This is a genomic window from Arthrobacter sp. 2762, from assembly GCF_040548745.1.
In the GTDB taxonomy this organism is placed as follows: domain Bacteria; phylum Actinomycetota; class Actinomycetes; order Actinomycetales; family Micrococcaceae; genus Arthrobacter.
Genome location: NZ_JBEPSI010000001.1, coordinates 558,159 through 584,387, shown reverse-complemented (window position 1 = coordinate 584,387; position 26,229 = coordinate 558,159). Strand labels below are relative to the sequence as shown.

The window sequence follows — 26,229 nt, the reverse complement described above, 5'->3', positions numbered from 1 at the left end:
CATGACTATTACCTCAAACGAACAGCTCACCGTTACCCTCGGCTCCAGTGGGGTGACCCCGGAAGACGTCGTCGCCGTCGCACGCCATGATGCCAAGGTGACCATTTCCCAGGACGCCCTGGATAACGTCGCCAAGGTCCGCGCCCACATCGACAGCCTCGCCACCAGCGACGTCCCTGCCTACGGTATTTCCACGGGATTCGGGGCGTTGGCCAACCGCCACATCCCCAACGACCTCCGTACGCAGCTGCAGAAGTCCCTGATCCGCAGCCACGCAGCCGGCATGGGTCCGGCGGTTGAACGCGAAGTGGTCCGAGGCATTATGTTCCTCCGCGCCAAGACCCTCGCATCCGGCCGCACGGGTGTCCGTCCCGTGGTCCTGCAGACCATGGTGGACGTCCTCAACGCCGGTATCACCCCGCTGGTCCGCGAGTTCGGTTCCCTCGGCTGCTCCGGCGACCTCGCGCCGCTGTCCCACTGCGCCCTGGTCCTGATGGGTGAAGGCGAAGCAACCGGTCCTGACGGCGAACTCTATGGTGTGCCCGGTAAGCAGACGGTCGCTGAGCTGCTCGCGCAGCACGGCATCGAGCCGGTCACCCTCGCGGAAAAGGAGGGCCTGGCCCTCGTCAACGGCACCGAGGGCATGCTCGGCATGCTGCTGATGGCCATCGCTGACATCCGTTTGTTGCTCGCGACGGCGGACGTCACCGCCGCGCTCAGCGTCGAGGCGCTGCTGGGCACCGACCAGGTGTTTCTGCCGGAGCTCCACGCCGCGCTCAGGCCGCACCCCGGGCAGGCTGCCAGCGCGGACAACATGCTGCGCGTGCTGTCCAACTCGCCGATCGTCGCTTCCCACCGGATCAACGACACCAAGGTGCAGGACGCCTACTCGCTGCGTTGCGCCCCCCAGGTTGCCGGCGCTGTCCGCGACACCGTGGACCACGCCGCACTGGTAGCTTCCCGCGAACTGGCCGCTGCGATCGACAACCCGGTTGTCCTGCCGGACGGTCGCGTCACGTCCAACGGCAACTTCCACGGTGCGCCCGTGGCCTACGTCCTGGACTTCCTGGCGATTGCCGTCGCGGACCTCAGCTCCATCGCCGAGCGCCGCACGGACCGCATGCTGGACCCGGCCCGCTCGCACGGTCTCCCTGCCTTCCTGGCTGGGGACCCCGGCGTCGATTCCGGCCTCATGATCGCCCAGTACACGCAGGCCGGCCTGGTTTCGGACAACAAGCGCCTGGCCGTGCCTGCTTCGGTGGACTCCATCCCGAGCTCCGCCATGCAGGAAGACCACGTGTCCATGGGCTGGCATGCTGCCCGGAAGCTTCGCAAGGCCGTGGAGAATCTCCGCCGCGTCCTGGCTGTGGAGCTGGTCACCAGCGCCCGCGCTATCGACATGCGCACGCAGATGTCCGACGGCGAACTGACCCCGGGTCCGGCCGGTACTGCCGTGCTTGAGGTCCTTCGCGAAGTGGTCCAGGGTCCGGGAGCCGATCGGTTCCTGTCGCCCGAACTCGAAGCGGCTGACCGCCTGGTTGGCTCCGGTGCGGTCCGCGCGGCCGCCGAATCCGCCGTCGGGATCTTGGCCTGACGTCGAATAAAACGCTCATTTGATGGGCAAATTTGTCACGTCCCGGAAATTGTTCGCAACGCAATCTCCGGGGCGTGACAAATGTAGTAGAACTTATGGTGTACGTCACGTCCACGTCAACGGTGCCGTGGGCTTGACGGTCAACCGTTCATAACTCAATACACAACAGCGAACATCCACAAAGGGGTAGAAGTTCAATGAAGGCACGTGGAGCAGTCCTCTCCAGACGAAACGCACACTCAGTTACGGTTTCGGACTGGAGGCAACTCAAGGTTGGCGAGCGCGTGGAGGTAGTCAAGTATGCGCACGTGATCGCGGCCGGGCTGATCGAGGAAGTCTCCGGCAGCGGAAATGTGGTGTGGCTGGAGCATTCAGGCCCGGGCGTCACGGAGGAAGGCAAGGAATTGTTCATGAAGTCCGACGGCGTGACTCTCCGCCGGGCGTAGCTCTCGGCCCGGCACAGCTCTCCGCCGGGCATAGTGAAGCAAAAAGCCGGGGCTTGGGCCCCGGCTTTTTGCTTTTCTACTACAACTGCAAATACTGCTACTACGCAGCGAGCACTTCGTGGGTCTGGCCGAAGGGAACGGATTCGTCCAGGGCCACTGTGTAGGTGCCGGGCTCGTGCCGGGTCACCAGAATGCCGCAGTTGGCATCTGCTGCTGCGTTCTTGATCAAAGCATCCACGGCGCGTTCAAGTCCGTCGTGGATCTCGTCTGCCTTTGAAAAAGACAGGCGAATTTCGCGTTCTGCAGTGATTGCAGCGGTCATTTCGGGGCCTCCTATTACTTGCCGCATGCGAGGGCGACCCATCAATCATAGGACGTTTGACGCAAGATATGTAAGATGACCGGCAGCGTCAACGTCCGCCGCCTCATCTCCGGACCATGGCGCGAAGCAGCTTTACCGCGACGGAGAGCGCTGCAATGTCCACCGGACCGGGCTTGATGGCCTCCTTGATGGTCTCCTGGACGCGGGCCAGTTGTTCGATGTTTCCACGTTCCCAGTCCATGATTCGTTCCACTGGGTCCGACGCCGTGGCAGTCACCGCACCAGAGATCCGGGGCGTGTGCCGGACTACCGCTTTGGTCATGTCCGCGAGCACCAGGTACATGTCGTCCCGCAAGGCCGCACGTGCCAGCGACTCCCAGTGGGTGTCCCGCGGGAGCATGGTGATGTGTTCCAGCAGGGGGATCGCCGAGATCCGTTCGAAGACTGCGAAGTACACCTCAGCCACGGCCTCCACTGGCTCTTGCAGTTCCTCCGCGATAACGGAAATGTCCAGCAATCCGTAGCTGACCAGGAGTTCGGATGCCCTGATACCCAGATCATGGGGCAATCCCACCGAGTCTGTATGGGCCAGGCGTTTCTGGGTGTGGTCAGGGTTGACTCCATGAAGGAAGCTCGTGAGGTTCTCCCGCATCAAGGACATAGGCTGTTCAAGCCTGGCCAAGGCATCGGCAATGGGCTTGTCGCGGAAATCGTGGGTCACGTACCAGCGGACGGACCGGTCCAGCAATCGCCGCATGTCCAAGGCAACGGCGGCTCCATGCTCGCGGGGTGTGGTAGGCGGCACTTGGGCGATGCTGCCGGTGAGGGCGTCAAAGTCCCAAATCTTCCGCATCACCACGAACGCCCGGGCCACTGCCGAGGCAGAAACCGTCGTCTCCTCCATCGCGCGGAAAGCGAAGGCTATGCCTCCCATGTTGATCATGTCGTTGGCCACCACCGTGGCTACGATCTCCCGGCGCAGGGGATGCGTGGAGAGATGTTTACCGAACCGCTCTGAGACTTGCTTGGGGAAATAGCCACGTAGGGTTTGAGAAAACCAGGGATCATCGGACAAACCGCCCTCGGTGAGTTCGCGGGCGAGTTCGATCTTGGCGTAGGCCGCCAACACGGCGAGTTCCGGAGTAGTTAGTCCTTTGCCAGTCAGGACCCGTGCCTGAAGCTCGGCGTTGCTGGGAAGGTATTCGAGTTCCCTGTCCAGATCTGTGACTGACTCGAGCCAATCCATGGTCCGTTCAAAGCTGGGACTCCATTCCAGCGCCAGTTGCTTGTCATTGAGGAGCAGGACGTTCTGGTCATCGTTGGTTTTCAGGACGAGCCGTCCAACCTCGTCTTGGAGCGAATGCAGGAACCCGGTCCTTTCTGCCGCCGACATCCGGCCTGCGGAGATCATCCGGTCCAGGAAGATCTTGATGTTCACTTCATGGTCCGAGCAATCCACGCCGGCTGAATTGTCGATCGCATCGGTATTGACCAGAACGCCTGCCAAAGCTGCTTCGATCCGGCCGCGCTGGGTTACTCCAAGGTTGCCGCCCTCGGCAAGGATGTGCGCACGCAGATCCTTGGCATTGACCCGGATGGCGTCGTTTGACTTGTCTCCCACATCGGCATGGGACTCCGTGAATGCCTTGATGTAGGTGCCGATTCCGCCGTTGTACAGGAGGTCCACCGGGGCAGTGAGCACTGCACGGAGAAGCTCAGGAGGGCTCATCGCCAGCTGGCCATTGTCACCAGTGCCTTCATCCAATCCCAAGGCGAGCCGGACTTGATCCGTGAGCGGGATGGATTTTTCCGTCCGGGCAAAGACGCCGCCGCCCTCGCTCAGCTTGGTGCGGTCATAATCGGCCCACGATGAGCGTGGGAGTTTGAAGAGCCGTTCCCGCTCAGCGTAGGAGACCTCAGGATCCGGCGTGGGGTCCAGGAAGATGTGCCGGTGATCGAAGGCGGCCACGAGCTTGATGTGGTGTGAGAGGAGCATCCCGTTGCCAAAGACGTCTCCGCTCATGTCTCCGATGCCAACAACCGTGAAGTCCTCAGCCCGGCAATCGATCAGGAGTTCACTGAAATGGTGCCGCACGGATTCCCAGGCACCCCGGGCTGTGATCCCCATCTGCTTGTGGTCATAACCCACTGAGCCTCCGGAAGCGAACGCGTCTCCCAGCCAGAAGCCGTACTCTGCGGCGAGGGCGTTGGCGATATCCGAGAAGGTTGCTGTTCCCTTGTCGGCGGCAACGACGAGGTAGTAGTCGTCGCCATCGTGCCTTATCACCCGGGGCGGCGCGACTACGCGGCCGCTGCTGCCGCCGTCGGGGTCCGGCACCAGGTTGTCCGTGATATCCAGCAAGCCCCGGATGAATGTCCGGTAGCTTTCCTGACCTTCCGCGAGCCAGGCCGCACGGTCCTCTACCGGGTGCGGGAGACGTTTGGGGAAGAATCCGCCCTTGGCTCCGGTGGGCACAATCACGGCGTTCTTGACCGTCTGGGCTTTCACGAGTCCCAGGATTTCCGTCCGGAAGTCTTCCCTCCTGTCCGACCACCGAAGGCCACCGCGGGCTATCGGACCGAAACGCAGATGGACGCCTTCAACGCGCGGCGAATAGACCCAGATCTCGAATTTCGGGCGGGGTGCAGGGGCAGCCGGGATGCTGGCGGGGTTGAGTTTGAAGCTGATGAAGGGCTTGTTGAGATAGAAGTTCGTGCGGAGCGTGGCGTCCACCAGGCTCGCCAGGGAACGCAGCAACCTGTCGGCGTCCAGGACAGGGACGGCGTCGATGGCTTCCATCAGGTTCGTCCGGGCTCCATGAACGGCCTGCGTCCTGTGGCTCAGTTCGCTGCTTCCCTCCTCGAACAGATCGCCCCTGGCCGGCCCCGGCTCCCCATGACCGGAATTGAGGAGTTCCGGATCAAACAAGTCCGGAGCGAAGCGGTCAGGATTGAATTTCGCCTCGAACAATTCCAGCAGCGCATGGGTCGCTGTCGCATTGCCGCGGAGTGTGTCCGCGATGAAGCCATAGGAGTTGGTGCTCCCCAGTTGTCGGAGGTACTTGGCATACGCGCGCAGGATGGCAACCCGCCGCCAGTCGATGCCCTCCTTGATGACCAGGGCGTCCAAAGCGTCTGACTCAGCATCACCGCGCATCGCCGCACAGAACGCGCCAGCCAGCAGATCGCCCGTGCCCACAGGATCAACCCCGCGCGGATACTTCAAGCCGAGGTCGTAGAGGAAGAACTGCCGCCCGTCGGCACGCTGAACGTCGAAAGGACGCTGGTCCAGGACCGTCAAGCCCAGGTTATGGAAGAAAGGGAGGATCTCGGTCAGGCTCTGCGGGCGCGTTAAGTAAAGGCGGATCCGGGCGTCCTCACTGAGGACTGCCGTCCCTGGCCGTCGGTAAACGGTAAGGAGGGGATCTGCTTCGCCCGCAGAATCCGCCTCTGCCGGAACTCCCGGAAAGCTTTCGAACCTGGCTATGTCCTCAACTGCGTCCTCCACCTCGTAATCAGCCTTGTAGCTGGCCGGAAACGCAGTTGCCCACTGCCTGGACAACCGGGCCGCCTCCTCCCGCGGATACCTCGTTTGGAGGGCCTCGTCCAGGCCTTGCGCCCAAGACCTCGTAGCGGCGATGATCCTCTGCTCAAGGGCTGCTGCGTCCACCACCGCCGGAGCGCCGCCGTGCGATGAGTCGTGCCGTGAGGGGTCCTGTGGCAAAAGGATCCGGAAGAACACGCGAGCCATGGCGGATTCGCCCAACCGAAGCTCGAACTCTATGGCGTCCGAACCAAACGCCTCCCGCAACTCGCGCTCGATGTTGAGCCTGACGGCCGTGCTGTACCTGTACCTGGGGAGGAAAACCAGTGCTGTCATGAACCGGCCGAAGGAGTCCGGACGAAGAAAGAGCCGGGTGCTATGGCGTTCCTGGAGTCGCAGGATCTCGCGCGCACGGATGGCCAGCTGCTCGGCATCAATGTGGAACAGTTCATCCCGCGGATACGCCTCCAACACCGAAAGGAGCTCCTTGGCGTGATGCGACGACGTCGGGTAGCCGAAGGCCCGCAGCACTTCCTCCACTGTGTCCCGAATGACCGGGATCTGCTGGGCCGAGCGAGCTGTTGAACTGGGGGAGAAGAGGCCAACAAAGGTGCACCCGCTGGTGTTGGTGCCGTTCCCGTCCGCTGTGGCAATGCTGATCTCGTCGAGGTAGGCACGGCGAAGGACCGTTGAGCGAAGCGTGGATTTGGTGAGGGTAAGGACGGGCACCTTGCCGGGAACATCGCCTGGCGCCGCAGGACCGGCACCATCACGGAGGAGGCCGAGCCCGCGGCGCCCGCGAAATCCCAGGAATACGAAGTTCCCGTCGTCCAGCCACCGCAGCAGCTCCTGCGCTTCACGCGCCGTCCGGTCTTTTGCGGCGGGCCCCTCCAGCGCACCGATTTCATGTACCAGTTCCTCGTGGATGGCATCGGCGTCCTCGGCTGCGGCCCGGACATCACCCAAGACCTTGTTCAGCCGGCCCACCAGCAGCTCTGCGCTCGCATTGTCCGGAATCCTGGGGATCTCGATCGCTATCCAGGCCTCGGTGAGCGGTCCGTCGTCGTGCTCATCCGGCGAAGGGACAGGTGCCGCCGTCGCCCGCGCATGCTCCTCGGAACGTTCGACGCCGGTGGGCAGCCCCGCGCGGTGAGGTCCCCTGTGGATATCGGTCAGGCGGTGGGTGGCGGGGTCCCGCATGACGCTGAAAGTGGGGTGCACCAAAAGCCGGATGGAAGCGGTGTCACGAGCGATCTCGGCTGTCACCGAGGGAAGAAGGTAGGGCATGTCATCAGTGACGATTGCCACCAAGCTGGTATCTGTTTCGTTCAGGACGCCGATGACTGCCTGTCCGGTTTCACGGCGTTCTGCCAACGAGCGGTGATAGCGTGCCCGTTCCAACAAGGTTTCGGGAGTGTAGCTGCGGACGTCGTCGTCCGTGACGTGCTCGTAGTAGTCGGTCAGGAATCCGTCCGCCGGCTCCATAATTGGTGCCATGTCGCTGCGCCTCCGCTGCGCAAAGGAGCGGCCGTGCTGCTGCGGTCGGCAAAGTCCATGCGCCTCATTTCATGATCGCTGGCGCGGGGCTGGGGGTAAAGACCAAGAGACGTGGTGGCGGGATTCGAACCCGCGTGCGCTGCTTTGCAGGCAGCTCCCTGGCCTCTCGGGTACACCACGTGCAAATGACACTAGGCGCCCGAACCCGGGTCGATCAAAGTTCATTGCCCCGGCTTTCGCAGGACTACGCAGGCTTTCGCAGGGCTACGTTCGTTTTCCCTGGACTACGGAAAAGCTACGGAACGTTGCCCTTGGTGACGCCCCCGCCGGGCAAGCCTCGAAACGCCCGCGGCCACCAGCAGAGTGAGAATGGCGGCAGCTGCGTGGGTGTAAAGCATCAGGTCGGCAGCATGCACTTCGCCTGAACCCGGCTGACTGTCCGCAGGAACGGCCACTGGTTGCTGAGGCTGACCGTGCAGATGGTCAAGGAATCCGACGCCGGAGAACGAGCCACCCAAGGCATCGAAGCCGAAGAACAGCAATTGCTGGGCCACGCCGGACAAAAGCAGCAACAGGATGGGCCCGTGGATCCAGCGGACAACCAGCTGCGCGGCCAAGGCAGAGAGGGCAACGAAAGCCAGCAGAACGGGCATCGCCGGGGAGTCGCCACCGGAAATGACGTGTGCGGCAAGACCCAAAGCGACAGCAACGGGTCCTGCCACCCAGGCCCACTTGTCCTGCACAGGAGTTGCGCCCATCGCCGTCCTTCCCTTCCCCACAGGTTAAGCGCCGGACAGCGACTGGGAACAGGCCCCTATGCCAACAGCGTGTTTACCAGCCGTGCTGCCACTTTTGCGGTTCGTCCATCAATGTCGAACTCCGGGTTCAACTCGGCAACGTCCAGGTGCAACAGCGTCCCGCTCGCGGCTACTTGGCGGCACACAGCATTGATCACTGGCAGCGCCACCCCGTACGCAGCGGGGGCGCTGACGCCCGGCGCCACCGAAGCAGGCAGCACGTCCAGGTCGATCGTCAGGTACAGCGCATCGATTCCAGCCACGAAGTCGGCTACGAACGTCTCGACGCGCTCCGTGGAACAGTCCTCGTCCAGCAAGTACTTCACGCCCAGGCGGTCAGCGGTGTCAAAGAGCGTGCGGGTGTTGTTGGGCTCCGAGATTCCGACGACGGCGTACCGCAGTTCGCGTCCAGCAGCGGATTCTTCCTGGGCCATCTGGAGGAACGGGGTGCCGGAGCTCGGGGTGGGCTCATCGCGCAGATCGAAGTGGGCATCCAGGTTCAAGACGCCCAACCGCTTTCCGCTGCGCACCGCATTGGATCCGGCAACCCCCAGGTAGCTGGCAAATGCCGTCTCGTGGCCGCCGCCCAGCACCACGGTGAGATTTCCGGCGTCGAGCAGTTCCGAGATGGCGCCTCCGGCGCGTTGTTGGCCTTCTTCCAGTGAGTCGTCCTCCACAACCACGTCGCCGGCGTCGAACACGTCACGGTCCAGGTGGAACGCCAGCGGAGCCAGCGCCGAGCGGATGGCGGCCGGAGCGGCGGCGGCACCCACACGGCCCTTGTTGCGCCGCACTCCGGCGTCGCTGCAGAAACCCAGCACGACGGCGGGACGCGAGGCACCAGGAGCGGCAGGGGAAGTAAGGGGTGCTACGGCCTGCCACCAGCGGCGATGCTCGTCGCCGTCGCCGTCAAAGCGGCCGGTCCATGGCGTGGGAAGGACGTCTACGGAGGGGTTGGTGCTGGTGTTTGGGGCCATGCTTTAAGCACACCCCACCTGCGTGCCAAAAAACAGCTGCAGCGTACTGCAGTGTCTGAGATGCCGGACTTCGCTACTTGACCCCCAACAACTCCTCCACAGTTCCGATGCCGAAGAACAGCAGGAAGGCAGCTGCCACTGCCCACATCAGGGGGTGGACTTCACGTGCACGGCCCTGGAAAGTGCGGATCAGGACGTAGGAGATGAAGCCTGCGCCGAGGCCGTTGGCAATGGAGTACGTGAAGGGCATGAGGGCGATCGTCAGGAACGCGGGGATGCCAACGCCCCAGTCCTGCCAGTCGATCTTGCCAACCTGGGACACCATCATGAAGCCCACCACCACAAGCGCAGGCGCCACGGCTTCGAACGGGACAAGGTTGATGAGCGGAGTAAAGAACATGGCCACCAGGAAGAGCAGGCCCGTGACAATGGAGGCGAGACCTGTGCGGGCACCTTCGCCAATGCCCGCGCCCGACTCGACGAAGATCTGGTTGGACGAAACGGAGGCGCCGCCACCGATGATTGCGCCCAGGGCGTCAACCTGCAGGACGCGGTCTACGTTGGGAATGTTGCCGTGCTCGTCCACGGTTCCGGCCTCGTTGGCCAGGCCCACCATGGTGCCCATGGCGTCGAAGAAGATGCTGAGGAGTATCACGAACGCCAGCAGCGCAGCAGCCACAAATCCGAGGTGTTCAAAGGCTCCAAAGGGGTTGGCTTTGCCGATCAGGGAGAGGTCCGGAGCGCCCCATTCGGAAAGTGTGGGGGCCACCAGGGACCAGCCGCGCGGGTTGACGTTTTTACCGTCGAAGCTGGGACCAATGTGCAGCGTGAATTCGAGGATGGCGGCCAGGGCGGTGGATACCACGATGCCGATCAGGATTGCGCCGCGGACCTTTCGCACCACCAACGCGATGGTCAGGACCAGGCCGACGGCGAACACCAACGTCGGCCAGCCCATCAGCTTGCCATCCACGCCAAGGCCGAGGGGGACAGTGGTGCCCGCGGCATCCGGGATGCGTCGGACAAAACCGGCGTTGACCAGTCCAATCAAGGCGATGAAGAGGCCAATGCCCACGACGATCGCCGTCTTGAGGGCTTCCGGGACGGCCCTGAAAACGGCCGTGCGGAATCCGGTGAGTACCAGGATGAGCATAGTGACACCCGAAAGCACCACCAGCCCCATCATGTCCGGCCATGTCAGCTCCGGGTGGGAGGCAACCGTCACGGCGACGAATGCGTTCACTCCCAGGCCCGTTGCCACGGCGAAGGGGTGCTTGGCCCAGGCGCCCATGAGGATGGTGAGGATGCCCGCCACGAAGGCAGTGGTTGCCGCTACGGCCGTGAAACCGAGCGACGCCCCGCTCGAGTCTGCCCCGGAGAGGATCAGCGGGTTCAGCACCACGATGTAGCTCATGGCGAAGAAGGTCGCGAAGCCGCCACGTATTTCGCGCGAGTATGTGGACCCACGCTCGGAGATCTTGAAGTAGCGGTCGATTGCAGAACCTTGTTTAAGCATGAAGGTCTCCGGGGATCGGGGGAGTTTGCTCTCAAATCCTATGCCCGCTGATGTGGGGCGTTGGGACGATTCGCCTAGTCTGTAAGGAAGCCAACACTAGGAGAAACCGCCCCATGCGTACCAGCCGCCCGCTTCTGGCCGCCGTCGTAGCCGCTCTCGCTTTCGCTTCCGCGTTGCTGCTGGGAGCCGCTCCGGCCTCCGCGCATGACGTCGCCGAATCAACAACTCCCGCCAACGGTGCCCGGGTGGCTGAAGTGCCGGCGTCGGTATCCATCACCTTCAACAACCGGCCACTGGCCATCGGTTCGGGCGTGACTGTCACCGCTGGGGGCGAAAACTGGGCAGATGGCGCAGTGGAAATCATCGACAACATGGCTGTCCAGAAGCTGCGTCCGGGCGCTCCAGCCGGGGAATACACGGTGGTGTGGCGCGTGGTCAGTTCAGACTCCCACCCGATCGAGGGAACCTTCAAGTTCACCGTTTCCGGGACAAGCACGACGACGACGGCGAGCGGCTCAGCAGGCGCCTCCCCCTCGGCTTCGGCGGCTGTTCCGACGGCGGGCACAGCAGCCCCCGGTACGGAAAATACTGAGCCGGCTCCGGCGGCTTCCCAACCCTTCCCCTGGAGCATCGTTGGCCTCGCTGTGGTGGCGATCGGTCTCGTGATCTTCCTCGCTGTTACAGCCCGGAGGAAGCTAGCGGCTCCCAACGACGCGGATGGCGAAAATTCCCCGGAATAGCAGGGTTTTCTACATACTTGCGAAGATCTCGAAACGGTCACTGCGACACGCCAAAAACGAACTGCTCGTTACGTAAATGTGACTTTGGGGTGATCTTCCCGTACGGTTGTACCTGTGCCTGTTCCACGTAACGGGCATTTCCGGGCTGATTGCCTAGCTCTGCCGCAGTCCGGAATCCGTTCGCAGACAAACCTACGGCAGAGACGGGGAACCCATTTTGGCCCGCTTTCAGAGCGCGCCTTGGGGTGAAGTCACGAAGCTTCCGCTGCACAGCGGGGGATAGTGGCCGGGTGACTCCCATCCGAATCCGACAGCTAACCTCGCAGGCATCGGGAGAGGCTCTTTCATGTCTTCACGCATTCTTCGCGGCCGTCGTAAGGCGGACAGCGTACGTCCTAATCCGTTCATCTCCATCTCCAAGGCTGTTGCCAGCAACGCATCCGGCGCAGGTCGCCAAGCCGCTGTCATCGCAGCAGCTTCAGGCCTCGTCCTGACGGGTTCCATCGCTGCCCACGCTGCAGAGACCCCCGTTCAGCGCGACTCCAGCCCTGCTACTGTCGCCGAGACCGTCTCCGAGGGTCCCACCAAGGTTGTTACGGCCGCATCCACGGCCACCATCAACTTCGAGCGCCCCGCGGTTGCTTCCGTAGCGGCTCCCGTTATTGAAAAGCCGGCTCCCGTTGCTCCGGCTCCGGTTGCCAAGGCCGCAACGGCTACCGTCCAGGCCGCTGCAACCACTACGGCTACCGTTCCGGTGGCAGCCGCGCCTGCTGCCGCAGCTCCGGCTGTTGGTGGCGTCAACGCCGCTATGGTCGCCTCGGCTTACGCCCAGATCGGCATCATGCAGGACTGCACCGCCATGGTGGAAAGGGCCCTCGGCTCCGCAGGCATCCCGGTTGGCGACCTCGCACCCATGCAGTTCCTGAACTACGGCAAGGTTGTCAGCGACCCCCAGCCCGGTGACATGATCGTCCAGTCCGGCCACGTAGCCATCTACATCGGCAACGGCCAGGCTATCAGCGGTGGCATCAACGGCAACCAGACGGGCATCCACCCGATCAGCTGGCTCACCGCAACCGGCCCCATCACGTACGTACGCGCTGGCGCCTAAGCTTCACGCTCCAACTCAAAGGCCGGTGCCTTCGAGGACTAATGTCTTCGGAGGTACCGGCCTTCTGAGTTAACTTTTGTTCGTTTTAGGAACAGGCTTCGGTTGGCTCAACCGTTTCCAAGCCAGGGTTCCAGGCAAGGGGTTCTAGGCAAGGGCGATGCCAGGCCCGGCCGGGAGGGCCACCTTGGATGAGATCGCTTGCCCCACTGCCTTGGCTTGACGTAGTACTTCCTTGGGCGTGGGTGTAATAAGTTCCCCAACGCCCACCAAGTGCATCCCGACGGCACGCATGGCTGCCACGAAGTTCTGGCCTATGGCGATTCCCAGGTCGGCAAGCATACGGCGTAGCTGGCTCTGGGCGCAGCGGGTCACCACGATGTGATCTGCCAGGAGAACTCCGCTGGCCGTATGCACGGCCCATTGCCGTGGGGTGGATTCAAGGGGGCCATAGACGCTTAGCCCAGCCCTCAGACTGGCCGTGTTCAGGCTTGCGACGGGTCCGTATCCAAGCTGCGAGGACGAGTCGCCACCCAGGAAGTCCAGACGAACAGCGCGTGTGGTGGTGCGGACATCCAGGTGATGGCTGGCTGCGTAGTTGCGCAAATGGCGCAGGATCTCGTTGCGTTCCTGCATTGCCGCGGGGTCGGCTGCGTCGCAGCGCTGGAGCATTCCCGTGTGGACCGCTGGTCCGGTGGTCGACAAAGTACCAAAGCCATCCAGCACGATGGAACCTATGCCATAGCGGCTGAGCTCGCTGGCAACAGCCAAGCCGGACAGGCCGGTGCCGATCACCACGGTGGTAGTCCGTTCCGTGACGGAATCAGGAGTGAGTGACACTGCTTGGGTTCCTCCTTGACGTGTGTGCCTTTCGGCAGCGCGTGGGATCGCGTCCGAGTTCCCCAAGCGGCCGCAAATAAATGGCCGGATTGTGTCCTGGGACACTTTTGCCGGCCATTCGGTGACTCGAACACTACCGAACTTTTTCTGCCATGGATAGCCTCCGCGACAGCGTGTTTTGGATGTTCATCCGCAGCGCAACACGGAGGGCGGTGAGCATGCCGAAAACCGAGCCCGGACCGTTATCCACATAGCCCACAGTCGCCTTGATTCGGCATTGCCAACCGAGAATAGTGGGCATTGGAAGGAGAACCCTGCGGGTTTCTTCGGCCCCGGCTATTGGTTGCACACCAGCAAGGGAACACCGGTACGGAGAACCTCTGGCAGAATGGCCGGAACATCAAGCAGTAGGTGGAGAGGCGGGCCCCATGGACCAGCACGGCAGACACATTGAAGAACCACGGGACGGCGAGGACCAGGCTGTGTCGCCTGGTGGAATCGTCGTCGGAGTGGACGGTTCCGAGCATGGTCAATGCGCCCTTGTATGGGCTGCGCGTGAGGCGGAACGGCGCCAACTTCCCCTGCATATAGTCACGGCTTATTCGGTGCCCATCTTCGCAGCATCCGGCCTGGACGGCGGATACGCCACTGTGGACGATTCCGTGATCCGCGAGGGCGCGGAAGCAATCGTCAAGCAGGCCATGGACAAGGTCTCCAGTTACAACATTGACGTCGATGCTTCAGTGGAGAATGGCGATGCCGCGGGTGTCCTCCTTGACCTCTCTGCGAACGCTGCACTCCTGGTGTTCGGCAGCCGTGGCCGTGGCGGCTTCGTCGGGCGTCTCCTGGGCTCGGTCAGCAGCGCGTTGCCGGCCCACGCCAAATGCCCCACCGTAACGGTCCCGCTGTACTGCGCCGACCGTTTGGGCGAGAACACCGAGGACAAGCACATCAAGGCTGAGCACGCCAAAGCCGGGCCCCGCACGGTGGAAAACGTCGTCGCCGTGGGTGTGGACGGTTCGGAGCAGGCCCGCGTCGCTGTCCTGGAGGCAGCCGAACAAGCTCAGCGGATGGGGGCAAAGCTCCGCGTCATTTGCGCAGTCCCGCAGTACAGCGGCTCCTTGGCTTGGGTGCCAGCACCTTTGGACCGCGATGCCCTGTTCGCGGACATCAAAGTCCAGTTGGATGCAGGCGTCGCCTGGCTCCGCAGCCACTTCCCGCAGCTGCCTGTGGAAACAGACCTGAGGGACGGCTCACCTGTTGACGTCCTGGTTGAGGTCAGCCGGGGCGTGGAGTTGGTTGTCCTGGGTACGCGGGGCCGTGGTGGTTTCGCGGGCATGCTCCTTGGTTCCACCTCTGATGGCGTGCTCCATCACGCCAAGGGGCCTGTCCTCGTTGTTCCGGACCGAGAGGACCCGCGGCTGGCAGACCGGCCCAAATTCGGACCCATGCTCGGCGCGGCTTAGGGCCATGGCGCGCACCGTCCATGGATAACCAGCAGCCTGGGAAGCATAGGCAGGAAAACAGTGCCGGCCCGGATGCAAGCGGCCCGGTGTTCATTCGGGACATTGCGGATATCCGGGCGGACATGCTCCCCGAGGTCGGCGGCAAGGCCGCCAATCTCGGCGAGCTGAATGCCGCCCGCCTTCCAGTGCCGCCCGGCTTTTGCCTCACAACGTCCGCCTACCGGTACGCCCTTTCAGCGAGTGGTATGGAGGAGATCTTTGCACTTCTGCAGGACGCCGGAGCGTCTGACCTTGACGTACGGAATAGCCTCGCCGCCCGGGCAAGGTCCTTGGTGCTCGACGCCGGAGTACCCACCGACGTTGCTGAATGGGTTCAGGCGGCATATCGGAAGCTGGGAGACGCTGCCCCCGTCGCGGTGAGGTCCTCAGCCACGGCCGAGGACTTGCCCTTCGCCAGTTTCGCCGGGCAGCAGGACACTTTCCTGAACGTAGTGGGAGCAGACGCAGTCCTGGACGCCGTAAGCCGCTGTTGGGCATCGCTCTGGACGGACCGGGCAGTGAGCTACCGGACAACCAACGGTATTGACCATGCCACGGTGACGCTGGCCGTCGTTGTCCAGGAGATGGTGGATTCCGCGACGGCCGGGGTGATGTTCACGGCCAACCCGGTTACGGGGCGGCGCCGTGAAGCTGTGATCGATGCCAGCCCTGGTCTGGGCGAAGCCGTGGTGTCAGGCGCCGTTAACCCGGATCAATACGTAGTTGATACGCAGAGCAACTCCATCCTGAAACGGACGCTTGGTGACCGGCAGGTAGAGATCAAATCGCTTGCCGGGGGTGGCACCGAACGAATTGAGCGGGCCGATCATGCCGCGGCAGGCGAAAACCACTCCGTGCAGCCGTGCCTCAGCGATGACCAGATCCGCGCGCTGGCCGACTTGGGGAGGCGTGTCGAGGCCCAGTATGGAGCCCCGCAGGATACGGAATGGGCGATCGATTCCTCCGGGAAACTGTGGCTCACGCAGGCAAGACCCATTACTACCCTCTATCCGCTGACCTCGCGAGTGCCCGCGACTCCCGGTGAGCACGCGTTCCTGAACTTCAGTCTCGCCCAAGGCCTCACCAGGCCTCTGACGCCCATGGGTCTGGCGGGTATCCGCCTGATAGCCTCCAGCGTTGCCAGCAGGGCGGCTTTCGATGTCCCCGATCCACGCTCAGGACCATCGCCCTACTATGAGGCCGGGCAGAGGATCTTCTTCGACTTCACGTCCGTGCTGCGCAGCAACGTGGGCAGGGCCATTGTGCCACGCATCTTTGACATCATGGAGGCCCGTTCTGCGGCCGTGATTCGTGGCCTTTTCGATGACCCGCGGTTCGCCGTCACCATCAAAACTCCGATAAGACTCATCCGGCACGTTGCGCCCGTTGCCGCTAAATACCGTGTTCCAGAGTCGGTGATCCGGGCTCTTTTCCGTCCCGACGCGGCAATGAAGCGCCAAGAGCAGCTTGAGGCAGAACTCCATCAGGCGCTCCAAGTGCCGGAGGGTATCACCGCCCATCAGCGGATCGCCCACGTGCAGAGAATCCTGGGGGAGGAAGTATTCGCAACGGTTCCCCAAGTCCTGCCCCTTCCGGTCCTGGGCTTTGCGATGCTTGGGCTCGTCCGGAAAGTGCTGGGTGAGCAAGCTCCCTTGGACCAGCTCCAAACGGTGATTCGTGGGCTGCCCAACAATGTCACCACCGAGATGGACCTTGCACTGTGGCAGCTTGCAAGGGAAATCAGGGAAGATCCGGAGGCCTTGGCGTTCCTGACTTACCCCGCACTCGAAGAACTCGTTCAGCAGTTCAAGGGCCGGGAACTTCCAGCAGTTGCCCAATCCGGGCTCGAAGCTTTCCTGCGCACCTATGGGCACAGGGCTGTGGCTGAGATCGACCTCGGCATGCCCCGATGGTCGGATGACCCCACCCACATACTTGGCGTCGTGGTCAACTATCTGCGGCTCGAGCGCACCGCCGACGCACCCGACCAGCAGTTCGGCAAAGCTGCCCGGGAGGCAGATGAACAGGTTGCCAGGTTGGTTGCGCGGGCAAGGGCCAAGAGTCCGCTCCACGCCAAGCTGGTCCGCACGGCGTTGGACCGTACGCGCAGGTTTGCAGGAATGAGGGAGCTGCCCAAATACAACCTGGTCCTCGGCTTGGCCTCAGCCAGGGAACAGCTATCGCTGGTCGGAGCAGAACTGGCAGAGGCAGGGCGGATTGAGCGCGCCGAGGATATCTTCTTCCTGGACCTCAATGAAGTAGAGACTGCCCTGGCTGGCAACAGGCTCCACCAACTTGTGGCAGATCGCCGCGCTGACTACGCGCAGGAACTGAGGCGTCGGCATATTCCGCGGGTATTGCTCTCAGATGGGACAGAACCCGAAGCCACTGCTGCAGCTGGCAGAACCCCAGCTTCTCCCGGAACCCTCTCCGGCAGTCCGGCGTCGGCGGGCGTCATCACAGCCCCGGCGCGGGTCATCCTGGACCCCGTTGGCGCCCATCTGGAACCAGGGGAAATCCTTGTAGCGCCCTCCACCGACCCCGGCTGGACGCCCCTGTTCCTCACCGCCGGCGGGCTGGTCATGGAAATGGGCGGTCCCAACTCCCACGGCGCCGTTGTGGCCCGCGAATACGGCATACCGGCGGTGGTGGGCGTGCCCGACGCAACCCTGCGGATCGGCTCAGGCCAGATCATCACCGTGGATGGAGCAGCAGGAACTGTAACCACGACACCAGGTGACGCGCCCGGCTAGGCGTGCTGGTGTGACTCGTGCTCGGAGTGGCTCACGGGCTCCAGCTGGAAGGTGCAGTGCTCGGTATCGAAATGGCGCCCCAGGCAGGATCCAAGCTGGTCCAGGATGCTGTCTGCCCCGCTGGCGTTAAGGACCTCGTCTTCCACCACAACATGGGCGGAAAACACGGGCACCCCGGAAGTGATGGTCCAGATGTGGATGTCGTGCGCCTCCACTACGCCGTCCACGGCAAGGATGTGCTCGCGGATCATGTTCACGTCCACGCCCTTGGGGGTAGCTTCCAGAAGTACGTCCACAACATCGCGGAGCAGGTGCCAGGCGCGGGGGATGATCATGAGTGCGATCAGGACCGAGGCGATGGGATCGGCGGCCGTGAAGCCCGTGGTCATGATGACGATGGCTGCCGCAATAACTGCGATGGAGCCGAGAAGATCGCCAAGGACCTCAAGATAGGCCCCACGGACGTTGAGGCTTTCCTTTTGGGCCCCCTGGAGGATCATCAGGGAAATGAGGTTGGCTACGGCGCCCAGGATCGCCGCCCACAGCATGACGTCCGTATGGATTTCCGGCGACTCCCCAAAGCGGCGGATGGCCTCGATCATGATGACGACTGCGATGACGATGAGTACAAGGGCGTTGGCCAAGGCCGCCAGGACCTCGGCCCGTTGATAACCGTAAGTCCGTTGATCGCTCGCCGGGCGGGTAGCGATCCAGGCCGCCATCAACGCGATGAATACGCCTGCGGCGTCGGACAGCATGTGGCCTGCATCGGCCAGCAGCGCCAGCGATCCGGAGATGAGCGCGCCAACCACCTGGATGCCCACCACACCTAAGGTGATGGCCAGGACTGCAATAAGCCGTTTGCGATGCTTGCCGGTTGCCGTTACTCCGTGGGAGTGGTTGTGATCGTGCCCCATGCCTACAAGGCTAGCCCCAGCCGAGCTCATGCAGGCGGTCGTCGTCAATTCCGAAGTGGTGGGCGATCTCGTGGATCACCGTTATGGCCACTTCGTCGATGACTTCCTCGCGGGTGGCGCAGATGTCCAGGATGGGTTGGCGGAAAATAGTGATCCGATCCGGCAATGAGCCCGCTTCCCACCAGGAGTCGCGTTCGGTCAACGGTACGCCCTCGTACAAACCAAGTAATACGGTGTCCGGATCTTCATCTGGGTGCGGGGTGTAGTCGTCCTCGATGAAGATTGCCACGTTGTCCATGGCGCTGGCAGCTTTGGGCGGGATCAGCTGCAAAGCGTCGCTCACAGCTTCTTCGAACTCCTCCGGCGACATTTGGAACGGCGCGGCAGGAAAATCCGCGTCAACTCCGGCCAATCCAGCGCCCTCGGTGGGGGCGTGCTCGATCGGGCTATGCACTGCCTTCCGCTCCGGAAGCGGCGAGGACGGGAGATCGCCGTCGGGAACGATGGGCAGGCCGGGAGGGAGATTCGCGGACATGATCCGACTCTAGTCCCAACAAGGAACATTGAGGCCCTGGAGCCGATACTCGCTGGTGCACCGTCCCCAGGTCATGCTGAACTGTTCGAGTGCGACCTCGTCGAACGGCATTCCGTAGGCCAGCCCCGCATATCACCAACGAACGAACAGGAACCGCATGACCGCCACTCCTACCTCCGCACCTGAGCCCCTCGACGTCGTCGTGGTAGGTGAGGCGCTCATCGACATCGTGGAGTCGCCCGATGGGCAGATCGAATATCCCGGAGGCTCACCGGCCAACGTTGCTTACGGGCTCGGCCGCTTGGATGTGAAGGCCGGCCTGCTGACCGCCATCGGACGGGACCAGCGAGGCGACGCCATTGCGGCACACCTTCAGGGCGCCGGCGTGGTACTGCTGCCCGGATCAAAGTCGCTGGGCAAGACGGCGACGGCGACCGCCCGGATCGCTGCCGACGGTTCGGCTGAGTACACGTTCGAGATTGATTGGGCACTTGCTCCGCTCGCGCTGCCATATGCCCCAAGAATCCTGCACACAGGCTCGATCGCCACATTCCTTGAACCTGGGGCCAGCGTTGTCCGGAGCCTGTTGGAGCAGGCGCAGGGCGGCTGCATGATTACCTACGATCCCAACATCCGCGCTGATCTCCTCGGCAGCCACCACGAGGCACTTTCCCTCTTCGAAGAGTTGGTGCCATTGACGGACGTCGTGAAAATGAGCGCCCACGACGCCCGTTGGCTGTACCCGGGCAAAGCGCTGGAGGACACTGCCAGTCACCTGCTGGCACTGGGCACGGCACTCGCGGTAGTGACCCAGGGCTCCAATGGTTCGCTCATGGCCACCCGGCACATGCAACTAACGGTCCCCGCCATCCCCTCGAACGTGGCCGACACCATCGGCGCCGGGGATTCATACATGTCGGCACTCATTATGGGACTGCTCCTGCGCGGCAGCGACGGTCTGGCGCCTACCGTTCTGGAGCGGATCGGCACCATCGCATCGATGGCGGCATCCATTACCGTTGGCCGTCCGGGCGCCAATCCGCCCACGCACCGCGAGCTCCTTGCGGGTATGGCCCGCTAGCTCACTTTGCTGTTCGCCGGGCAATCCTCGATGTGCGCCCGGCAAGCCTTGGCGTGCGCCGGGTAACCCTTGGCGTGCGCCGAGTCAGGGCCACGCCGATCAAGCAAACCACGCCACCGATCAGTCCCCAGATGGTTGGGACTTCCTGAAGCACAGCCCAAGAGATGAGGATGGTGGTGCCGGGGACAAGGTACGTCGTGGCGGCCAGTTTCCCGGCCGAGATCAAGGACAGCGCATACGCCCATGTTGTGAAGGCGATGGCCGTAGGGAAGATGCCCAGATAGACCAAGCCGAGTGTGGCCGGCAGCGGCGCTGACTGCACCTCCGTGATCAACTGCCCTGTCCACGGGAGGCAGCAAACAGCGCCCACCATGATGCCGAACCACGTGGCTTGCCCGGCCGTAAACTTTCGCAGGACCGGCTTCTGGAGGATCGCGCTGACAGAGGCGAGCACGGCGGCAAGCAAGCACAACAACACCCCGGCCACATCCGCCGTCGAACGCTGTCCCGAGCCGAGGGCGATCATCGCCACGCCACCAAACGCAACGGCACTGCCAATCAGAAGCCACCGTGGGAAGCCTTCCTTGAGGACCACTCCGGCGAGGACTGCGATGAGGATCGGCGAGACGTTGATCAGCATGGCGCTGGTACCGGCGTCGAGCATGTGCTCCGCAGCGTTCAGCGCCACGTTGTAACCGCCGAACCACATCACCCCGTACGCCACGATGGGCAACCATTCCTTGCCCCGCGGCCAGACTTTCAGGGTAGGCAGCACCACGATTCCAAGAACGACGGCGGCAACCGCCAACCGTCCGAGCGTCAAGGAGCCGGGGGAGAAGCTCGGGCCCACAGCGCGGATGCCGACGAACGCTGAAGCCCACAGGACTACGGTGACGACGACGGCGGCGATGCCAAGTTTGCTGATGGGAGCTGAAGGCGCGGGGGTGTTGCGCGGTTGCATGCCGGGGGACGGCTGGCCGGGTTCGGCCGGGGTGGTGGTTGTCATAGAGCCAATCTAGTGCCGGGGAGGCTGGCCGGGCTGGCGGTTTTCGGACGCGTCACGGCAAGAAACTGCCAATGTTTGACGGAGCGTGTTGTCAGGGGTTAGCTTATCGATGTTCGATATTAACGAATGACGATAACTACTTGGGGGAATTATGGGTTCACGAGGAAATATCGCAGAGTCGCTGGCGCGCGTGCGGGTGCTTTCGAGGGTGGATTCGGCGGTACTCATTGTCGTCGCGGTGGCGGTGGCAATTGCCACATCGGTTTCGACTGTCTCGGCAATTATCAGCAATGGCGCCGGAGAGGTGGTCCTGCGACTGCCCCTGGACTCTTCGGCCGGGGATTCCTCCGTCAGGGGGCCGGAAGCATTGAACCTGGGTGCGGTGGGACGCTATTCGCAAGTGGAGGTGAGCGTGCCTGCCCTCCCGGAATATGAGGCTTCCCTGCTGGGGTGGTCGGCGGCCATGAACCTGCTGGCCGTCCTCTGTGTTGTTTCCCTCCTGGTCCTGCTGGCGTATCGGCTCACGAGCAGGGTTCTCTTCGCACCGCACACCGCTGCCATCGTTGGACTTGCGGGCGCGCTCCTGGCCATTTCCGGAAGCGCTGCCCAGGTCCTCGATTCCACCGCAAAGCACCGCCTGGCCGAACAGCTTGGAGTCATTCCGGGGAGCGCCGGTGAAACCTTGGTGTACATCGTGGAGTTCAACCCCACATCCTTGGTGGCTGGCGCGGCGCTGGTTTTGCTGGCGGGTGTGTTCCAGTTCGGGCGGGGCCTGCAGCGCGACACGGAGGGCCTTGTCTGATGCCGGCCGAAGAGACGATCGCCATTCACTGCAGGCTCGATGAGTTGCTGGAGCTCCGCGGCATGACACTGACGGAGCTCAGCCGTCGCGTTGGGGTGAGCCTCGTCAACCTGTCCGTCCTCAAAAACGACCGGGCCAAGGCCATTCGGTTCTCCACACTGACTGCCATCTGCGAGGCGCTTGATTGCCAGGTCGGCGACCTCCTCGAGCACGTCCCGTAGTCGCTATTGGAGAGTCGTGCAGACCTCGATTTGGGAATATCGCCATCTATGCTCTAAAGTTTTAGAGTCCAGTTCGGACGGGTGAGAACCGAAAAGAACGCATAAAGTGTTGTTTTTCCTCGCATAATCCGAATTGAGTTCAGGCCCCCATCGTCTAGCGGCCTAGGACACCGCCCTTTCACGGCGGCGGCACGGGTTCGAATCCCGTTGGGGGTACGCAAGGCAAGTGGTAAATCGGATGAAAAATGTCTGGTAAGCTAGAAGCCTTGAAAAAAACGCGGTAGAGATACTGCAAACGCAAGGCCCTGTAGCGCAGTTGGTTAGCGCGCCGCCCTGTCACGGCGGAGGTCGCGGGTTCAAGTCCCGTCAGGGTCGCTCTGAGCACCGGAAGTAATTTCGGTTCTCAAGGTGACTTGTCACCTAGGCTCTGTAGCTCAGTTGGTAGAGCGTTCGACTGAAAATCGAAAGGTCACCGGATCGACGCCGGTCGGAGCCACCACTGGGAAGCATCAGTTCTTCGGAACTGGTGCTTTTCTTCTTTAACACGTCGCCAAACCCCTTACGAGGTCCCCAGGAAGTTTGGGTGTCGCCAGACGGGCGGGTGCGAAGCGTAGGCCCCCATGTATGCCTACGCTTCGCCGCTGTGGACTAGGCTTTCAGCTTCGGCTTCACATCCTTGTTGTAAATGCCTTCCAGTGTTCCCTTCAACTCGGTCAGCGTCGCTTGCACATCGGCCTTTTCATTCATGATCCTGGTAGCCGCCTTGGCCATCTCTTGGTCTCCGCCGGGGAGGAACGTCCGTGCAAAGTCCTGGGTGCGGGTCTCCTTGAGTTGGTCTACGACAGTTTGGAATTCCGGCGTCTGGGCAACAATCGCCGAGATATCTGCCGCCTCCGCTACCGGTAGGTAGCCGGTTGCAGCAGACAAAGTAGACGTGCTCTGCGCATTCGTCATGAACGTGATGAACTTGGCCGCTGCAAGCTGCCGTTCCGGCGACGTTTTGCTGGCGATCACCAAACCGGAACCGCCCGTGGGGCAAACCTGCGAGGCCGCGGCTGACCCGCCCGGCAAGAACCCGACGTCGATCCTCATGTTTGCTTCCTTCGCCGCCTTAAGGGTGGAAGCGAGGTCGGCGGACGAGCTGATCGTGGCGCTGATGGCACCGGCTTGAAGATCGGTAATGGCATTCTTGGAGGAGACTCCGGCCCAGCCATTCTTCACAATGGAGTCCTGCACCCACTGCATCGCGGCAACAGATTCGTTTGAATTTGCCGTAATCTCCCACTCCTTGGACCAGCCGCCGCCTTGGCCCCAGAGAACGTTTTGAAGCGTCCAGCCGGCATAGCCAGCGATCGCGGGGTACTGGTAGGCGTTCTGGTATCCCGAAGCTGAGGCATTTGCCGACTTAGTCCTGGGTGCCCACTCGGCGAACTCTTCCCAGGTTTTTGGCGCCCGCTCGGGAACTCCGGCCGCCTTGAAGTGGTCCTTATTGAAGTAGAACAACGGCGTTGACCGGGCGTAGGGGACTGCCCACAGCTGATCAGAATGCTTGTAATCGGCGATCAAACCGGGCTTGTAGTCGGAGGAGCTGACGTTGACAGCTTTGAGAAGGGCATTAATCGGAAGGATGGCCCCTGAGACCGCGTAACGGAACCACCACACATCCGATGCCACAACCACGTCCGGTACTTCGCTCCCGGCTTGGGAAGTTTGGAACTTTTGCGCCACTTCCTCGTAGTTTGAACCTCCGGTGATGAGGTTGACTTTGACATCCGGATTGGCCGCTTGGAAGGCCTCTATCAGCTTCTGCTCCGTATCCCGGGACTTACCGGGATGGCTGGACATGAAACTGATGCTTGGGGCAGGTTTGATCTTGGACCAATCCTCCGGGGAGAGCGTCTTTGCTGCTGTGCTTCCGGCATCCGTCGACGGACCGCCACAAGCTGCAAGCGCGACGGCGGTGACTGAGGCTCCAGCCAAGCCGAGGAAATGCTTCCGGGAAAGTGATTTTGACATAGAGGAAGTGCCTTTCTAGTGATCGAGGTGCTTGAGCATCCTCGAAAGGGTGGAGTTTTAGCCGGTAACCGAGCCTTGAGTGAGCCCGGAGACGATGTACCGCTGCAGAGCGGCAAAGATGAGCAAGATCGGTAGAAGGACGATCACCGCGCCGGCCATGAGCATGCCCCAGTTCTGGGTGCTGCCATCGCTGTTGACCAGCTGCGTCAGGCCCACAGGAAGGGTCATCATGTCTGGATGGTCCGTGACGATCAGTGGCCAGATGTACTCGTTCCATTCAGAAACGATCGTCACCAAGGCCACGGTCGCGATGCTCGGCACGGACACCGGGACAACGATTTTCCAGAGCTTGCGCCAGTGGCCCGCGCCGTCGATTTCCGCGGATTCCAGGATTGCCGGCGGCAGTGTGAGGAAATGCTGCCTCAGGAGGAAGGTGCCAAACGCCGTTCCCAAGCCCGGAAGGATAATTCCCCAATACGTATTGAGCCCTCCCATGCCTGCGATCAAAACGTAGTTGGGAAGCACGGAAACCTGCGGCGGGACCATCAGCGCAACCAGGATCAGGAGGAAGATCACCCTCTTGAAGGGGAAACGGACAAACACGAGTGCATAGGCCGTGAAGACTGCCAGTACGCACTTAATGGTGGATCCGATGACCGTGACGATCACGCTGTTGAGGAAGAATCGCGCGAAGGGCACGGTAGATGCTGCGTCTGCATAGTTCTGCAGGTTTGGGCTCTTCGGCAGCAGGGTCAGGTTTGTTGTGACGATTTCGCCCGGCGCCTTGAGGGAAGACAAGATCATCCATAGGAGGGGCACGAAGACAACCAAGGTTGCCAGCAGAAGGGGGACGTAGCCCCCGGCAATCGTCCTGCCGAGGTTTTGCCAGGAGAAGGGACGGTCACGGCGTGGTGTGGCTTCAACGGTGTTGGTGCTCATGAGTAGTGAACCTTTCGCTCCACGAAGCGCAACTGCACAGCTGTCATGACGAGCAATCCGGCGAACAGCACAACGGAAATGGCCGCGGAGTATCCGGCTCGGTTGTATGAGCCGAATGCCTGGAGATAGGAGTCAAAGATCAGGGTGCTGGTTCCGTTGCCGGATGGAGTCATGATGCGGATGATGTCGAACGCCTGCAGGGAGCTCAGCAGTGAGGTGATCAGGAGGAAGAAACTGGTGGGGGAAAGAAGAGGAACCACCACCGACGTGAAGCGTCGCAGGCTACTCGCGCCATCCAAGGCGGCAGCCTCCAAAAGCTGGGGCGGAATGGACTGCAGGCCCGCCAGGTACACCACGGCGCAATAGCCGAGGTTCTTCCATACGTACACGATGATGACCATGAGCAGTGCCAGTTTCGGATCGTTGACCCACTGGGGACTTGCCTGGCCAACAGTGCGGAGAATCCATGAAAGGACGCCGTACGTTGGGTCGAAAATAAACAACCACACCAGGCCGACACCGACGCCGGAAAGGACGTAGGGGGCGAAGACCACGGCCCGCGCGAATGTCGTGCCCTTCAGCCTCTGGTTCAGGGCCAACGCAACCAGCAGGCCCAGGATCATCGCACCGCCAACGGTGGTGATGGTAAATATGGCTGTTACGCCCAGCACGCTTGAAGCGTCAGCGGAGGTAAAGAACTCCGCATAGTTGCCCAGCCCCACAGTCGTTGCAGTGGCGGCCCCCAGCGTCCAGTCCAGGGTGGAATAGTAGAAGTTGGTGACGAGAGGACGGTAGGTAAAGAGGAGGATGAGCAGGACATTGGGTGCCGCGAAAGCGGTAAAAACCCATGCGTCCCTGCGTGTTCTCCGATTCCACCGTCGGTTCTTCGGCGTGCCTATTGGCTGTCTCTGGACCGGAGCCCTGCTTGTTTGCGAATCACTTGTGTTTAATCTGCCCATGGAAAACCCTCACGTTGACCCCCTCGTCATCGCTGTCCGGGCGACTTAGCACTTACAAAAAAGCATTTGTTTCACGTTTGACCTGACAACCTAACTTCAGGTCATTGGTCAACC

21 protein-coding genes, 4 tRNA genes and 1 riboswitch are annotated in these 26,229 nt (G+C 62.2%); of the genes, 12 read left to right on the top strand and 13 right to left on the bottom strand.

Features of this window, described 5'->3' with window-relative positions; all coding sequences use genetic code 11:
• The first annotated feature begins 1 nt into the window (after window position 1).
• Window positions 2-1,594 (top strand): histidine ammonia-lyase, encoded by a 1,593-nt coding sequence (gene hutH, locus ABIE18_RS02860; protein WP_499721069.1) that lies wholly within the window; start codon window positions 2-4, stop codon window positions 1,592-1,594.
• Window positions 1,595-1,791: 197 nt separating this feature from the next.
• Window positions 1,792-2,040 carry a hypothetical protein gene (locus tag ABIE18_RS02855; protein ID WP_216922354.1) on the top strand — a complete coding sequence of 83 codons (249 nt, stop codon included), beginning with the start codon at window positions 1,792-1,794 and terminating at the stop codon, window positions 2,038-2,040.
• 100 nt (window positions 2,041-2,140) lie between these two features.
• Here the strand turns inward: ABIE18_RS02855 and ABIE18_RS02850 are convergent, their stop codons facing one another.
• The 6 genes from ABIE18_RS02850 to ABIE18_RS02825 all read right to left on the bottom strand — a co-directional run bounded on the left by ABIE18_RS02850 (window position 2,141) and on the right by ABIE18_RS02825 (window position 10,693).
• A complete protein-coding gene (locus tag ABIE18_RS02850; RefSeq protein ID WP_442002819.1) occupies window positions 2,141-2,362 on the bottom strand; it encodes a hypothetical protein in 222 nt (73 codons plus the stop codon).
• A gap of 103 nt (window positions 2,363-2,465) precedes the next feature.
• Entirely contained in the window at window positions 2,466-7,403 is a 4,938-nt protein-coding gene (locus ABIE18_RS02845; RefSeq protein WP_499721068.1) for an NAD-glutamate dehydrogenase, read from the bottom strand.
• A gap of 109 nt (window positions 7,404-7,512) precedes the next feature.
• Window positions 7,513-7,583, bottom strand: a tRNA-Cys gene (locus ABIE18_RS02840).
• A 104-nt stretch (window positions 7,584-7,687) separates the two neighbouring features.
• The gene (locus ABIE18_RS02835; RefSeq protein ID WP_499721067.1) at window positions 7,688-8,161 is read right to left on the bottom strand and encodes a hypothetical protein; all 474 of its coding nucleotides are present in this window, start codon (window positions 8,159-8,161) and stop codon (window positions 7,688-7,690) included.
• A 56-nt stretch (window positions 8,162-8,217) separates the two neighbouring features.
• Complete coding sequence (gene hutG / locus ABIE18_RS02830; RefSeq protein WP_499721066.1) at window positions 8,218-9,177, bottom strand: formimidoylglutamase; 960 nt, start codon at window positions 9,175-9,177, stop codon at window positions 8,218-8,220.
• Between the two features lie 73 nt (window positions 9,178-9,250).
• Window positions 9,251-10,693, bottom strand: coding sequence for an NCS2 family permease (locus tag ABIE18_RS02825; protein ID WP_499721065.1), 1,443 nt, complete (start codon window positions 10,691-10,693; stop codon window positions 9,251-9,253).
• A gap of 113 nt (window positions 10,694-10,806) precedes the next feature.
• On the opposite strand from ABIE18_RS02825, the gene ABIE18_RS02820 reads away from it, so the two are divergent.
• The gene (locus ABIE18_RS02820; RefSeq protein WP_499721064.1) at window positions 10,807-11,433 is read left to right on the top strand and encodes a copper resistance CopC family protein; all 627 of its coding nucleotides are present in this window, start codon (window positions 10,807-10,809) and stop codon (window positions 11,431-11,433) included.
• Window positions 11,434-11,607: 174 nt separating this feature from the next.
• Window positions 11,608-11,776: riboswitch (cyclic di-AMP (ydaO/yuaA leader) on the top strand.
• A 3-nt stretch (window positions 11,777-11,779) separates the two neighbouring features.
• A complete protein-coding gene (locus ABIE18_RS02815) occupies window positions 11,780-12,544 on the top strand; it encodes an NlpC/P60 family protein (protein WP_499721063.1) in 765 nt (254 codons plus the stop codon).
• Window positions 12,545-12,688: 144 nt separating this feature from the next.
• Here the strand turns inward: ABIE18_RS02815 and ABIE18_RS02810 are convergent, their stop codons facing one another.
• Window positions 12,689-13,381, bottom strand: a complete 693-nt coding sequence (locus ABIE18_RS02810; protein ID WP_499721062.1) for an FAD-binding protein — start codon at window positions 13,379-13,381, stop codon at window positions 12,689-12,691.
• 428 nt (window positions 13,382-13,809) lie between these two features.
• On the opposite strand from ABIE18_RS02810, the gene ABIE18_RS02805 reads away from it, so the two are divergent.
• Window positions 13,810-14,847 carry a universal stress protein gene (locus ABIE18_RS02805; protein WP_499721061.1) on the top strand — a complete coding sequence of 346 codons (1,038 nt, stop codon included), beginning with the start codon at window positions 13,810-13,812 and terminating at the stop codon, window positions 14,845-14,847.
• 20 nt (window positions 14,848-14,867) lie between these two features.
• Window positions 14,868-17,639, top strand: coding sequence for a PEP/pyruvate-binding domain-containing protein (locus ABIE18_RS02800; protein WP_499721060.1), 2,772 nt, complete (start codon window positions 14,868-14,870; stop codon window positions 17,637-17,639).
• On the opposite strand, the gene ABIE18_RS02795 is transcribed toward ABIE18_RS02800, so the two are convergent.
• Together ABIE18_RS02795 and ABIE18_RS02790 are read right to left on the bottom strand one after the other, a co-directional pair.
• Window positions 17,636-18,556, bottom strand: coding sequence for a cation diffusion facilitator family transporter (locus ABIE18_RS02795; RefSeq protein WP_499721059.1), 921 nt, complete (start codon window positions 18,554-18,556; stop codon window positions 17,636-17,638). The genes ABIE18_RS02800 and ABIE18_RS02795 overlap by 4 nt on opposite strands.
• Window positions 18,557-18,566: 10 nt before the next feature.
• Window positions 18,567-19,091, bottom strand: coding sequence for a metallopeptidase family protein (locus ABIE18_RS02790; RefSeq protein WP_499721058.1), 525 nt, complete (start codon window positions 19,089-19,091; stop codon window positions 18,567-18,569).
• Window positions 19,092-19,248: 157 nt separating this feature from the next.
• Here ABIE18_RS02790 and ABIE18_RS02785 point away from each other — a divergent pair, with 157 nt between their 5' ends.
• A complete protein-coding gene (locus ABIE18_RS02785) occupies window positions 19,249-20,172 on the top strand; it encodes a carbohydrate kinase family protein (RefSeq protein ID WP_499721057.1) in 924 nt (307 codons plus the stop codon).
• A 1-nt stretch (window position 20,173) separates the two neighbouring features.
• Here the strand turns inward: ABIE18_RS02785 and ABIE18_RS02780 are convergent, their stop codons facing one another.
• A complete protein-coding gene (locus tag ABIE18_RS02780; RefSeq protein WP_499721056.1) occupies window positions 20,174-21,178 on the bottom strand; it encodes a DMT family transporter in 1,005 nt (334 codons plus the stop codon).
• A 151-nt stretch (window positions 21,179-21,329) separates the two neighbouring features.
• Here ABIE18_RS02780 and ABIE18_RS02775 point away from each other — a divergent pair, with 151 nt between their 5' ends.
• The 5 genes from ABIE18_RS02775 to ABIE18_RS02755 all read left to right on the top strand — a co-directional run bounded on the left by ABIE18_RS02775 (window position 21,330) and on the right by ABIE18_RS02755 (window position 22,700).
• Window positions 21,330-21,980, top strand: coding sequence for a hypothetical protein (locus ABIE18_RS02775; protein WP_499721055.1), 651 nt, complete (start codon window positions 21,330-21,332; stop codon window positions 21,978-21,980).
• Window positions 21,980-22,201 carry a helix-turn-helix domain-containing protein gene (locus tag ABIE18_RS02770; protein ID WP_224094941.1) on the top strand — a complete coding sequence of 74 codons (222 nt, stop codon included), beginning with the start codon at window positions 21,980-21,982 and terminating at the stop codon, window positions 22,199-22,201. The genes ABIE18_RS02775 and ABIE18_RS02770 overlap by 1 nt, the downstream gene beginning before the upstream one ends.
• 143 nt (window positions 22,202-22,344) lie before the next feature.
• Window positions 22,345-22,417 (top strand) — tRNA-Glu (locus ABIE18_RS02765).
• An 85-nt stretch (window positions 22,418-22,502) separates the two neighbouring features.
• Window positions 22,503-22,576: transfer RNA gene (locus tag ABIE18_RS02760), tRNA-Asp, on the top strand.
• Between the two features lie 48 nt (window positions 22,577-22,624).
• Window positions 22,625-22,700, top strand: a tRNA-Phe gene (locus tag ABIE18_RS02755).
• Between the two features lie 149 nt (window positions 22,701-22,849).
• On the opposite strand, the gene ABIE18_RS02750 is transcribed toward ABIE18_RS02755, so the two are convergent.
• From ABIE18_RS02750 to ABIE18_RS02740, 3 genes are read right to left on the bottom strand one after another with little or no spacing between them, the layout of a single operon-like run.
• Window positions 22,850-24,217 (bottom strand): ABC transporter substrate-binding protein, encoded by a 1,368-nt coding sequence (locus tag ABIE18_RS02750; protein WP_499721054.1) that lies wholly within the window; start codon window positions 24,215-24,217, stop codon window positions 22,850-22,852.
• Between the two features lie 57 nt (window positions 24,218-24,274).
• Window positions 24,275-25,156 carry a carbohydrate ABC transporter permease gene (locus ABIE18_RS02745; RefSeq protein ID WP_499721053.1) on the bottom strand — a complete coding sequence of 294 codons (882 nt, stop codon included), beginning with the start codon at window positions 25,154-25,156 and terminating at the stop codon, window positions 24,275-24,277.
• Window positions 25,153-26,115: a carbohydrate ABC transporter permease gene (locus ABIE18_RS02740; protein ID WP_499721052.1), complete on the bottom strand. Its 963-nt coding sequence runs from the start codon at window positions 26,113-26,115 to the stop codon at window positions 25,153-25,155. The genes ABIE18_RS02745 and ABIE18_RS02740 overlap by 4 nt, the downstream gene beginning before the upstream one ends.
• Window positions 26,116-26,229 lie beyond the last annotated feature (114 nt).